A 12,193-nucleotide genomic window follows, 5' to 3' on the forward strand; every position below is an offset into this window, starting at 1 on the left:
TTTTCGCAAGTGGCAGGGTCAACGGGTCGGGTCGGATTTTCGCCCGGGCCCGACGAGGCTCAAAAACCGGTGCCGCGACCGACTTCCGAGCGGATCGTCGCCAGGAGAATCTGCATGTCGAGCATGAAGCTGTAGTTCGACACGTAATAAAGGTCGCACATGATGCGGGCGCGCGCCTCGCCGCGCCGGGTCGTCGGGCCGCGCCATCCGCGGATCTGGGCAAGGCCGCTCAGTCCAGGGCGCATGACGTGGCGCTGGTGGTATTCCGGCACGAGTTCCTCGAACAGCATGCCGCTCGCCAGCATGCCGACGGCGTGGCAGCGCGGGCCGATCAACGACATGTCGCCGCGCAGGACGTTGAAGAGCTGAGGCAGCTCGTCGATATTCGACCTTCGCAGGAAAGCGCCGATCTTGGTGATGCGCGGATCGTTTTCGACCGTCTGCTTCACGCCCGTCTTGTCGCCGAGATCGTTGCGCATGGAGCGGAACTTGAAGATGTTGATCTTCTTTCCGTAACGTCCCCAGCGCACCTGGCTGAAAAAGACCGGGCCGGGACTGTCAAGTTTGATGAGGATCGCCACGACCAGAAAAAGCGGTGCAAGCGCAACCAGCGCACCAAAAGAAATGGCGATATCGAACAGGCGCTTCAGCGCCAGTTGCAGTTTTCGTTTTCTGGAATTGTCAGAAAAAACAAGCTCGTGGCCAAATGCCCGACGGGGCAATGAGGTCAGTTCCTGAATATGGGCCGTGGGGGAGGCCTGAAAATCCGCCGCGCTCACTGAAGCACCCTCTGTGTTTGCAATCGCTTAAATTGTTAAGATGAATTGAATGTATCCTGTTCTAACTCGTCTCCGCAAAAAAGTCATTAGCTGATGCCGCTTTTTTGATCTGTTTTCGCCGCAAACGAGACAGGCGGAACTTGACGTTAACTGGAGCGCGCAGTCTTTCTCCCGGAGCCCCGCAGTAATTTATTTGTATAGTGCTGGATTTATTGTTCTTTTTGGATTTTGTCAAGATTTCCGAGAAGCGGCGGCCGCTTCCGTTCAAGCCCAGCCATGCGGCTGGCGAAAGGCAGACCTGCATGCCAGCATAGCTCAGCCATCGGAAGCGCGCCTGACATCTGCCGGTCCGGCTTAATGTTTGCAGACAAAAGAGAAATTAACATGCTGAAGAAACTGGAGCGGGCGAAGGGATTCGAACCCTCGACCCCAACCTTGGCAAGGTTGTGCTCTACCCCTGAGCTACACCCGCTCATCACACCGGTCGGGGGTAAGGCTGTGACCGGCGGTGTCACCATGTCGGCGACGAGGGCGTATATGGCCTAACCCGATTTCAAATGCAACAGGCAAATGACGGATTTCTGGTTTTTTTTGCAGTTGGAAAATAACGCATTCATTTCAGGCTCTTAGTAGAAGGGTCGCCGCCATCGGCGGGAAAGGGCCTGAGCCGGCCCGCCGGATATGCGGCGAGCGGAGGCGCGTTTCGCTGGCGTGCCTCGTTCGCGCATCGTGGCCGAGAAGAGATTCCAGCGGCCGCCCGGGGCTGCCGGAAGCGCAGCGCCAGACCGTCCCTTTCTGTCTGGACAAGTGGCTTTTTCGGCGATAACAAGGTTGCTGACACGAAACTGCAAGCAAAAAATGCGGTTTTCTGCAATTTTGACATTTGCTTTCGAGCGCAATCAGCCAAGGTGCGGCAAGACCACGTTTTCAGGAACAATCGGGAGGACAAGAACATGACCGAGATCATGCTGGTGGCCAGCGGCGACCTGCGCGAGAGCGCCAATACCAAATGCTGGCCGACGCAGAAGGCGATGGAGGACAAGCTTGCCGCCGTCGTTGCCGAAATGGGCCACACGCTGAGACGCGCGCACCCGGAAAAGCCCGCGGGCCACGGTTTCATCGCCACCCAGCGCGAGGGTATGGATGTCTTCAGGACGATCGACCCGAATGCGCCGGTCATCGTGGCGGAGGCCGTCTGGCAGTATTCCCACCACGTCCTGCCAGGACTGTCCTCGCACAAGGGCCCGATCCTGACGGTCGCCAACTGGTCGGGACAGTGGCCGGGTCTCGTCGGCCTCCTGAACCTCAACGGATCGCTGACCAAGGCCGGCATCGCCTATTCCTCGCTCTGGAGCGAGACCTTCGAGGATGATTTCTTCCGTTCTGGCCTCAAAAGCTGGCTCGAGAGCGGCGCGATTGCCCACGACGAAAGCCATGTCCGTCCGTTCGATGCCGCCGCAGTGCCGGCGGAGCTTTCGAGGCTCGCCGACGATATCGCCGTCGATATGGCCGGCAACAAGGTGATCATGGGCGTCTTCGACGAGGGCTGCATGGGTATGTACAATGCCATTATCCCCGATGAGATGCTGATGCCGCTCGGCGTGTTCAAGGAGCGGCTGTCGCAGTCGGCGCTCTATTACGCGACCAAACAGGTTCCCGAAGAGGAAGCGCGCGCGGCCTATCAATGGATGCTCGACAAGGGCATGACCTTCCATTTCGGCGCGGACCCGAAGGAGGCGCTGACCGAGGAGCAGGTCATCGACCAGTGCCGCATGTATATTGCCGCGGTCCGGCTTGCCGATTTCTTCGGCTGCGAGGCGATCGGCATTCAGTACCAGCAGGGGCTGAAGGATCTGCTGCCGGCCTCCGACCTGGTGGAAGGCATGCTCAACAATGACGAGCGCCCGCCGGTCACCCGTGACGATGGCTCGATCATCCGCGACGGTCAGGCGATCGTGCATTTCAACGAGGTCGATGAATGCGCCGGGCTTGATGCGGTGCTGACCAACCGCCTGCACCGCGCGCTCGGTCAGCCGGTGGAAACGACGCTGCACGATCTGCGCTGGGGCGACGCCGACAAGTCCGGCTCGCGTGACGATTTCGTCTGGGTATTCGAGATCTCCGGCGCCGTGCCGCCTGCCCATCACGAGGGCGGCTGGGCCGGCTCGGAAAGCTATCGCCAGCCGTCCATGTTCTTCCCCTTCGGCGGCGGCACGCTGAAGGGCTATGCGAAGCCCGGCGAGATCGTCTGGAGCCGCATCTTCGTCAAGGACGGCGCGCTTCATATGGATATCGGGCGCGGCCAGGCGGTCAAGCTGCCGCCGGAAGAGTGCGAGCGCCGCAGCCGCGCCACGGATTATCCCTGGCCGATCATGAATGCGGTGCTGACCGGCGTTTCGCGCGACCAGATGATGGCTCGCCACAAGGCCAACCACATCCAGGTCGTCTATGCGCTTTCCGCCGAAGAGGCCGACAAGGCGATGATGGCCAAGGCGGCTCTGGCGGCGAAGATGGGCATGACGGTCAGCCTTTGCGGCGTTTGATCTGCCTCGCCTGACATTACTGCGATGGCCCCGCGTTTGCGGGGCCATTGTTGCATTCGACGGCGAATGGTGGTGAAAAGGCGCGACACGTTTTCACGCCCATTCGAAGTGCCAGCCGCCATGACCGAGACCAAGACCGCCGATGATCTCTTCGCCTTCCTCGACGAACTGGGGATCCCCTACGAGAATCGCGAACACCGTGCGGTCTTCACCGTGGCCGAAGGTGACGACCTGCGGGAGGAAATTCCGGGCGGTCACACCAAGAACCTGTTCGTCAAGGACAAGAAGAGCCGCTATTTCCTGCTCACCGTCGAGGAATATGCGACGGTTGACCTGAAGCAGGTGCACACCCTGATCGGCGCATCGGGCAGGGTTTCCTTCGGCAAGCCGGACGCGCTGATGGACTGTCTCGGCGTCGAGCCGGGCTCGGTCACCGCACTTGGCGCGATCAACGACACGGTGCGTCAGGTCACCTTCATCCTCGATGCCGACCTGATGGAAAACGAGATCATCAATTGCCACCCCCTGCGCAACACCGCGACCACCTCGATCGGGCGCGATGATCTGCTGCGCTTCATCCGGGCGACGGGGCACGAGCCGCTTGTCTTGAAAGTGACGGCGTGACACACGATTTAGAAGCAAAGTCGGAAATAGGCCTTCGGGCCGGACGGGGAGATAGTGATGAGCGGTTTTGACAATCCATATGGCGGGTCTCTTGCAGGGCAGATGAATGTATCGGCCAGTGGCGCGGCAAACGGCGCGACGCCGCCCGGCGAACTGATCAAGGACACGACCACCGCCGATTTCGGCAAGGATGTCATCGAAGAATCGCGCACCCAGCCCGTGCTGGTGGATTTCTGGGCGCCCTGGTGCGGCCCCTGCAAGCAGCTCGGCCCGGTCATCGAAAAGGCCGTGACGGCTGCCGGCGGCAAGGTCAAGCTCGTCAAGATGAACATCGACGATCACCCGGCAATCGCCGGCCAGCTCGGCATCCAGTCCATTCCCGCCGTCATCGCCTTCTCCAACGGGCAGCCGGTCGATGGCTTCATGGGCGCTGTGCCGGAAAGCCAGGTGAACGAGTTCATCGCCAAGCTCTCCGACAAAAGCCCGTCCGAACAGGACCGCAAGGCCGAGATCGCCTCCGCGCTCGATCAGGCCGAGCAGCTTCTGGCGGAAGAAAAGCTGCAGGAGGCCGGCCAGCTCTTTGCCGCCGTCATGCAGACCGATCCGGAGAACCCGAAGGCGCTGGCCGGCATTGGCCGCTGCATGGTCGCCGCTGGTCAGCTCGATCGCGCCAGGCAGGTGCTTGATCAGGTGCCGGAGGAATTGAAGGAGGATGACGCCATCAAGGCGCTTGCCGCGCGCATCGCGCAGATCGAGGAGGCACGCAAGTTCGGTGATCCGGCAGCTCTCGAACACGCGCTCGCCTTGAATTCAGACGACCACGCCGCGCGCATGAAGCTTGCCAAGGTGCTGAATGCCGAAGGCAAGCGTGACGAGGCGGCCGAGCATCTTCTGACGATCATGCGCAAGGACCGCGAATTCGAGGATGACGGCGCGCGCAAGCAGTTGATCGCCTTCTTCGAGGCCTGGGGACCGAAGGATCCGGCGACGATCGCCGCGCGCCGCCGGCTGTCGACGATCCTGTTTTCTTAGAGCATGTCCGCGTTGACGTGGATCGCGAACACGCTCTAAGCTTTTGTTTTTCCGCGCGTCCGGACGGAAAACCGGTTTCCACTTTTCCTGGACGCGCTCTAGAGGGACACGTTTCATGCAGGTTGGCAATGCCCGATATCTGACGCGGAAGGATCTGCCGGAGGTGGTTCCGGTGTTTCCGCTGACGGGCGGGCTGTTGCTGCCGCAGGGGCAGTTGCCGCTCAACATCTTCGAGCCGCGCTATCTGGCGATGGTCGATCAGGCGATCTCGGGAAACCGTCTGATCGCCATGGTCCAGCCGGCCCGTCACGACGAGACGCTGAGCGTCAACGACGCCACCCCGCTTTCCAATATCGGTTGCATCGGCCGGGTCACGTCTTTCGCGGAGACCGGCGACGGACGGTATCTCGTGGCGCTGACCGGCATCTGCCGGGTCCGCCTGATCGAGGAAGTGCGTACCGCCAAGCCCTTCCGCAGTTTCGAGATCGCCCCCTTCATGGGCGACCTCAATGTCGAGGCGCAGGAAGAAAGCGTCGATCGCGCCGCCCTTCTGGGAGCCTTCAGGGATTATCTCGAGGCGGAGGGGCTGGAGACGGAATGGGCGCATATCGAACAGGCGGGCAATCTGACGCTGGTGAATTCGCTCTCCATGATGGCGCCCTTTGGCCCGGCGGAGAAGCAGGCGCTTCTGGAAGCACCGGACCTCAAGACACGCGCCGAGCTCTTCGTGGCGATCATCGAATTCGCGCTTGCCGGCGATCCCGGCGACAAACTGCAATAGGCGGCCTGTCATGGCCAAGAAGGATGCCGGGATCGACCCGAAAATGCTGGAGCTTCTCGTCTGCCCGGTGACCAAGGGCAGGCTCGATTATGATGCCGAGCGCCAGGAGCTCGTCTCGCGGAAGGCGAGGCTTGCCTATCCCATTCGTGACGGCGTGCCGATCATGCTCGCATCGGAAGCGCGGCAGGTCGAAGTTTAAACATTCGGAAAGCCTGGTTTGAACGGAACCGCTTCGCCACTTGCTGAGAACCGGGCGCTCGACTAGTTTCGATCGCAGCAGGGGTGGTGAAGACGATGGCGCGTGTCAGTATCGAGAGCCCGGCCGGAGACGAATTCTATCCGGCCAGGGTGGAAAGGTCCTATTTCAGGCTGGGCGATCCGATTGTCAGCGGCGACCCGCTTTACGATCTGGAGACGGCGAATGGCCGGCCTTTTCATGTGCGCGCCAGCGAGAGCGGCAAGGCCGTTTCCGCGCCGCTTGCCGTCGGCGCGACGCTTCTCCGACGCGAGAGCCTGCTCGAGATCGAGGTAATGGAGCCGGAAGAAGCGCGGTCTGCTCCGCAAATCGTCGCTCCCGCTTCACCGCACGCTTCCTCGAGGCGCGTCGACCTCCACACGCCGGTCGACAGCGAGCTCTATCCGGCCAGCGTCATCAAGGTGCATGCCGAGCCGGGCGGGCGGGTCGATCGCCACAGCGTGCTTTACACGATCGAAGCGGCGAGCGGACAGGTGGTAGAGCTTCAGGCCCCGCTTGCCGGCCGTATCCTGTCGTCCAATGACGCCCGCAACCTGACGCGTCAGCGCGCCATCGCAGTGATCGAGCCCGATGAGGATGATCCGCTGGCTGCCGCTCTCGGAACCGCCGGGGGCGTCTATCTGCTTGCCGGCGGCGTGCAGGCAGGCGGCGATGAGGAGGCCGAATACGGAGAGGCGCGGGCGGCGGCTGTCCCGTTGTCCGAAAGACGGTCGCATCGCTGGTGGAAGATCGGTTTTCTCGCGGGACTGTGCGTGATCGCCACGATTGCGGTCGCAGGCTGGTATGTGCTGAGCTTTGTGCCTTACGAGCTGGATGAGGCCTATGGCGACAGCTATTACGGCCAGCGGGTCAACGGCGGTCCGCTTGGCGGAAAACGCCGGCTTTTCATTTCGGACGAACAGCAGAGGGAATTTGAGTCATGGCTCGATTCCTGATTTTCGGCAGATCCGCGACGGGCGATATGGGGCCGCGGGAAAAGGCGGTCCACGGCCTGCTGGCGCTGGTTTTTCTGGTTCTTCTGGCTCTGCCGGCAGCGGCCTTGGCGCAGGACCAAGTGCGCCTTGTCGAGGCCGGGGGCGACCAATATGAGGCGAGCTTCCGCAATCCGCTCGTCGGCGAAGACCTGGCGCCCGCCTCGACCGTGACGATCGACTGGGAGGCCGAACTGAAGATGGGCCTTCTTTACGGCGAGCCCGTGCTTTCCACCCGTTTTCGCTACGAACCGACGGATTACCGCCTTCAATTGCCCACGCTTGGTCCCGGCGCGGTCCAGCTCTGGTCGCCGCAGGGCGCGGGCGGCGGCGCGGCATTGCCGGAGGGGGCGCCGCTTGTTCAACCCTATGCCGTCAGGCTGGTGTTCCGCTTCTACGCTCCGAGCCAGAATGCCTATGTCGGACTGGTGCAGGACGTCGAGGCGCCCGGCCTTCCCGGCGAATGGGCCTTCAACATGCCCTCAAGCCCCGACTGGGGGCGGACCTTTGTCTGGGAGAGCGGCATCGCCAAGGGCGACTGGGTGAAAGCGGAAACGGCGAAGACGGTCTGGAACGGTGACTTGCGGGCCGAGGGCGCACGACTTGACGCCATCAAATGGTCGACGGCGGATTTGATGGCCTATCTTGCCGAGCACAATCTGCGCAACCGTGCGATCGCCACGGCCGAGGCGGTCAACCGCCTGCTCTCGGGGGCCGCCCGCAGCTTCGGCTACGAGGTCGCGGCGTTGCGCGAAGATCCGCAAGCCTTCCACGAACCGGCATTCAGGCCCCGGATATCGCTCCGGCTTCTGCGCAAGTATGAACGGCTGTTGAGCCTGCCGGACAGCCTGCAGGACGGCGACCGGACGGCCTATGACGAGGCGCGCGACGAAGCGCGCGCGATCATGGCAATGATGGAGGACGATGCGGCGTCCTATGCGGACCCCGGTCCGCCCCGCGATGAGCTTCCGGGCGGCGCCGAGATGGTTTTCGATGATGGCGCGTTGCAGCCGGTATTCGTCGAACTGCCGCTTGCCTTCACGCTGACCGACAATGGGCGCGAGGATGTCGACCGCGTGGAACTGACGATCAGCGACAGCACGGGCGTCGTGTCGTCCGAGGTTGTCGATCTTCTGAACGGAGGCACACGTTTCGAGCCGTCGGTTGCGCCCGGGCCGGTGCGGATTGCCGTGAAGGCGCTGAGCGAGGGCGCGCTCGGGCAGAACACCTGCACGATCCAGGTGCATTCGCGGGTCGTGAAGGGGCCGGACGCACAGGAATACAGCCTTCGCGCCGGCGAAACAGCGTCGCTTCTGGTGTTTGCCGAAGCGCCGCGGGGAGGATGATTTGCGCTGTTTTGCTTCGAAGCCTCGCCGAGGTCTGCCCTTCATCTTTTCCTTGCTCTTTCTTGGTCTTCTGTCGCTGCCCGGTTTCGCCTCGGCGCAAACGGTCGCGGAGCCGGTCAAGGCGCGCGATGCGCCGGATCGGGCCATGGCCGCCATCGTCACCGGCGTTGACCAGCTCGTCTGCAGCGCGACCGTGATCGGCCCCAGGCACGTGCTGACAGCGGCTACCTGCGTCATCGATCCGGAAACGGATGCGGTGCTTGCCGACCGGCAGGTGATGCCGCGCGTCGATCTCGATGACGGCTATATTCCAACCGCGCGGCGCTTCATCCGGCGCGTGTTCGTGCCGGTGGACGGGGCGCCCTTCGGCCCGTCTGACCGTTTCGAAGGCAAGCTCGCCATTGTCGAGACTGCCGAACTTGTCGAGCATCCGCCCTTCAGCGCCGAGACCGACGAGGCGGCTTTCGACCGGCGGGAGACGGAAGGCGACGATGGCATTCTGACGATCCGGTTCTACGACCGTGCGACAGGCGGCCAGATGACGACATCGGCCTGCGCGGCGCTTTCCATCGCGCCGGGAGACATCATGGCGATGAACTGCGCTCTGCCGGAAGGGGCTTCCGGCGCGGCAATTCGCGTGGCCTCCGGGATTACCGGGCTCTATCTTTATCCGGGTGCGGGACGTTATATCGGCAATGCCGAAATCGAGGCGATCGGCCGGGTCGTCACCGGGGCCGGTTCACCCTTCTTCCGCGCCATCGAAGCGACGCCTGACCTTTCCATCACATTCGTCCTGAGCAATCGCTGCGACGCGCCGATCGACTACAGCCTGCGCTACCGTCCGGTTGGCGGCGGCGGCGATTTCACCACCGTTTCCGGTCGGATCGAGTCCGGCCAGCGCCGCTTCGTCGACCTGATGACGGATAATGGCGTGGTCTATATGCGCGGGACCGCCAAGGACGGCGCGCTCGTCTGGGATGGCGGCCGGGTGTTCGAGGACGGCCGCTATTTCGATATCCGCATCAACAGCTGGGGCGACTATTTCCATTCGCTGAGCTGTGACGAATAGCGCCCGGGAGCCTTGACGACCGGCTCAGCCGGCGTAGCCGTCCCGGCAAAGCCGCTCGAGCTCTTTCCTGTCGAGGCTGGCAAAACCGAGCGCGGGCAGAAGGTCGTTGTCGGCGGCAAGATCACGGCCATAGGCGGCCGAGAAGATCGCCGTGCCGGCCTCGTGCAGCGTCGCCGGAGCGCCGGCCATGCGGCCGAGCGCGCTGGTGGCAACGAGGCCGAAGGGCACATCCTCCAGAATATAGCGGCTCTCGATGGTCGAGGGGCCGAAGCCGCCGCGGCCCTGCGCATGCATCTCCTGGTTCATCTCCGAGACTGAGGCGAGCGGGACATGGAAGGACAGCGAAAAGTGCTCGCGCACCGTCTTCACGTGAAGCCCGAATTTCTCCGCGATCGCCAGCCGCTCGGCATCCAGCGCCTCGATGAAGCGGCCGACGGCCGGGGTGATGTTCTCGCCCTGACCCCAGGTCTCGCCCTTTTCCATCCGCGTCAGGTTCATCAGCGCAATGCCGAGATGGTTCTGCGGGTTGAGGTTGGACAGCGCGATCGCCATCAGCCCGTCGCGCCTGACGAAACGATCGCCGAACAATTCGGTGCAGAGCGCGTGGCCTTCATCCATGGCGCTGAAGGGGACGGTTGCCATGTCGACCTTCTGGCGCACGGTGTTGACCACGACGGCGCTGTCGCCGTTTTTCCGCGCGGTCAGAAGCGTCGTGCCCCAGGCGATGATCGGCAGGGTCTTGCCGGCCTCTTTCAGCGCGCGCGAAAGATAGAGCGCGGCAAAGGAACTGTGGGAGGAAATGATCACCGGCGTGCCGGGCTTCAGATGGTCCGTCATGGCATCGATGGCTGACCGGTGGCCGTTGACCGGCATCGCGATCATCACCAGATCGGCGTTGCCGACGGCATCCGCGCATGAGGGCGCGACCCCGACAGGGCCTTCGAATTCCACCGCGCCCGTGGCCGTCAGCGCCGTGCCCTCGGCAAGTTCCACGGCCCTTGTGCCGGACGGCGACCAGAGCACGGGCGCATGGCCGGCATCGGCGATGAAGGCGGCAAGGCCGTAGGCGTTGTTGCCTGCGCCGAGAATTGCGATTTTCATGGGTCTTCGAGCCTTTGTCTCTTCACATGTAATTGGTCGGCAGCGCCGTGGTGAACTTCAGTTCCTCCATCGCGATCGAGGAGTTGATGTCGGAGAATTCCAGCCGCGAAATCAGGTTCTTGTAGACCTGGTCATAGGTCTCGATGTCGGGAACGACAATTCTCAGCAGGTAATCGGTATCGCCGGTCAGCCGGTAGGCCTCGGTCACCTCGGGAATGTCCCTGATCTGCTTGCGGAATTCATCGAACCATTCGATGGCGTGGCGCGGCGCCTTGACGGCGATGAAGATGGTCATCGGAATATTGGCCATCTTGCGGTCGATGAGGGCAACGCGCGCGCGGATGAAGCCGAGGTCTTCCATGCGCTTGATCCGCCGCCAGCAGGGCGTGTGCGAAAGGCCGACCTCCTCGGCGATCTCGCTCACCGTCCGGTCTGCCTGGCGCTGCAGGATATCGACGATCTTGCGGTCGATCTGGTCAAACATTTCCTGACGCTCCCCTGATGTCCCGCAGAGGGGACGAAATTCTCAGAACTCACTGAAAATCGAGACGGATTTTTCGTCTGCTCTTCCGTTTCGACAAAATATGACGCCGAAATAGACTTGCGGATATGGCTTAATTCGCAGGTTGACCCTTGTCAAAATGCAGAAAATTCCGCATGCTTTGCCCAAGTTTTGGTAAATTGTATCTTTTGAGTAAAATTTGTGCACTAGTATGGGATTCATGTCAAGTTCGCATGGTGGATAAAATATCCGCATTCAGCATGTTCTTGTAGGATGGAATCTCTTTAAATCCCATGTTCGTGCAAAAATAAGAAAACTCTCTTCTGTCAGGTTCGCTACGCTGATTATGTTCGTACCTGAAACAGAATTGAGAATGAGACAATGAAAAGGATAGGTCTGATCGGCGGCATGAGCTGGGAGAGCACCGCAGTGTATTACAAGCACATCAACGAGGAGGTCCGGCGCCTGATGGGCGACGGCTTGGCTTCGGCGGATCTTTGCCTGCGCTCCGTCAATTTCTCCGAGATTGTCGCGCATCAGAAGGCCGGACGCTGGGACCTCGCGGCCGAAACGCTGATCGCGGCCGCGCGCGAGCTGGAGCAATGCGGCTGCGCCATGGTGCTGATCTGCACCAATACGATGCATATCCTCGCCGACGAGGTGCAGGCGGCGATCAAGATTCCGCTGATCCACATTGCGGAAGTGACCGGCGCTGCGGTGAAGAAGAAGGGCCTGGACCGGCCTCTGCTTCTGGCCACGCGCTACACGATGGAGAAGCCGTTCTATGTCGGCTACCTCAGGGACCGTTTCGGCCTTGATCCGGTCATTCCGGAAGAGGTCGACAGGACAACTGTCCATGACGTGATCTTCGAGGAGATATGCTGCGGGGTGATCAGCCGCGCATCGCGCGAACGCTATGTCGAGATCGCCGAGCGGGCGAAACTGAGAGGCGCCGACTGCATCATTTTCGGCTGCACCGAGGTCGGTCTTCTGGTCCGTCCGGAGGATTTCGACCTGCCCTGCTTCGATTCAACGCTGCTTCATGCCGAGGCGGCGGTCAGGTTCTCCCTGGAAGACGAGCTTTCAGCGGAGGGGAAAGAAAGCCGTCCTCTTCCAGTCCACTAGGTCGGCGAGGAAAAGCCCGCGCTCCGGCCGAGAGGGACCGGACGCGGGACAGACAAACCAGGAG

At 62.0% G+C, this 12,193-nt stretch carries 12 protein-coding genes and 1 tRNA gene; 9 read left to right on the forward strand and 4 right to left on the reverse strand.

Annotated elements, in window-relative coordinates; translation table 11 throughout:
* Positions 1 to 59: 59 nt before the first annotated feature.
* On the reverse strand, positions 60 to 662 hold the full coding sequence (locus AZF01_RS00335) for a sugar transferase (RefSeq protein WP_024708899.1): 603 nt from the start codon (positions 660 to 662) through the stop codon (positions 60 to 62).
* A gap of 514 nt (positions 663 to 1,176) precedes the next feature.
* A tRNA-Gly gene (locus AZF01_RS00340) sits at positions 1,177 to 1,251 on the reverse strand.
* A 481-nt stretch (positions 1,252 to 1,732) separates the two neighbouring features.
* Between AZF01_RS00340 and AZF01_RS00345 the strand changes: the two genes are divergently transcribed.
* The 8 genes from AZF01_RS00345 (at position 1,733) to AZF01_RS00380 (ending at position 9,401) form a co-directional block, all read left to right on the forward strand.
* Positions 1,733 to 3,322, forward strand: coding sequence for a fucose isomerase (locus tag AZF01_RS00345; RefSeq protein WP_024708898.1), 1,590 nt, complete (start codon positions 1,733 to 1,735; stop codon positions 3,320 to 3,322).
* Positions 3,323 to 3,442: 120 nt separating this feature from the next.
* Entirely contained in the window at positions 3,443 to 3,946 is a 504-nt protein-coding gene (locus AZF01_RS00350; RefSeq protein WP_024708897.1) for a prolyl-tRNA synthetase associated domain-containing protein, read from the forward strand.
* A 57-nt stretch (positions 3,947 to 4,003) separates the two neighbouring features.
* The gene (gene trxA / locus AZF01_RS00355) at positions 4,004 to 4,978 is read left to right on the forward strand and encodes a thioredoxin (protein ID WP_024708896.1); all 975 of its coding nucleotides are present in this window, start codon (positions 4,004 to 4,006) and stop codon (positions 4,976 to 4,978) included.
* Positions 4,979 to 5,093: 115 nt separating this feature from the next.
* Positions 5,094 to 5,759, forward strand: a complete 666-nt coding sequence (locus AZF01_RS00360; RefSeq protein WP_024708895.1) for an LON peptidase substrate-binding domain-containing protein — start codon at positions 5,094 to 5,096, stop codon at positions 5,757 to 5,759.
* Between the two features lie 10 nt (positions 5,760 to 5,769).
* The gene (locus tag AZF01_RS00365; protein ID WP_024708894.1) at positions 5,770 to 5,958 is read left to right on the forward strand and encodes a Trm112 family protein; all 189 of its coding nucleotides are present in this window, start codon (positions 5,770 to 5,772) and stop codon (positions 5,956 to 5,958) included.
* A gap of 95 nt (positions 5,959 to 6,053) precedes the next feature.
* Complete coding sequence (locus AZF01_RS00370) at positions 6,054 to 6,950, forward strand: hypothetical protein (RefSeq protein WP_024708893.1); 897 nt, start codon at positions 6,054 to 6,056, stop codon at positions 6,948 to 6,950.
* On the forward strand, positions 6,935 to 8,332 hold the full coding sequence (locus AZF01_RS00375; protein WP_024708892.1) for a hypothetical protein: 1,398 nt from the start codon (positions 6,935 to 6,937) through the stop codon (positions 8,330 to 8,332). Before AZF01_RS00370 ends, AZF01_RS00375 begins: the two co-directional genes overlap by 16 nt.
* 52 nt (positions 8,333 to 8,384) lie before the next feature.
* A complete protein-coding gene (locus AZF01_RS00380) occupies positions 8,385 to 9,401 on the forward strand; it encodes a hypothetical protein (protein WP_152534570.1) in 1,017 nt (338 codons plus the stop codon).
* A 24-nt stretch (positions 9,402 to 9,425) separates the two neighbouring features.
* Here AZF01_RS00380 and AZF01_RS00385 read toward each other — a convergent pair whose 3' ends face one another.
* Both AZF01_RS00385 and AZF01_RS00390 read right to left on the reverse strand, forming a co-directional pair.
* Positions 9,426 to 10,502 carry an NAD/NADP-dependent octopine/nopaline dehydrogenase family protein gene (locus tag AZF01_RS00385; protein WP_024708890.1) on the reverse strand — a complete coding sequence of 359 codons (1,077 nt, stop codon included), beginning with the start codon at positions 10,500 to 10,502 and terminating at the stop codon, positions 9,426 to 9,428.
* Positions 10,503 to 10,524: 22 nt separating this feature from the next.
* Complete coding sequence (locus AZF01_RS00390) at positions 10,525 to 10,986, reverse strand: Lrp/AsnC family transcriptional regulator (RefSeq protein WP_024708889.1); 462 nt, start codon at positions 10,984 to 10,986, stop codon at positions 10,525 to 10,527.
* A 399-nt stretch (positions 10,987 to 11,385) separates the two neighbouring features.
* Here AZF01_RS00390 and AZF01_RS00395 point away from each other — a divergent pair, with 399 nt between their 5' ends.
* Positions 11,386 to 12,129, forward strand: a complete 744-nt coding sequence (locus AZF01_RS00395) for an aspartate/glutamate racemase family protein (RefSeq protein ID WP_024708888.1) — start codon at positions 11,386 to 11,388, stop codon at positions 12,127 to 12,129.
* Positions 12,130 to 12,193 lie beyond the last annotated feature (64 nt).

The sequence above is a fragment of the Martelella sp. AD-3 genome, assembly GCF_001578105.1.
Taxonomy (GTDB): domain Bacteria; phylum Pseudomonadota; class Alphaproteobacteria; order Rhizobiales; family Rhizobiaceae; genus Martelella.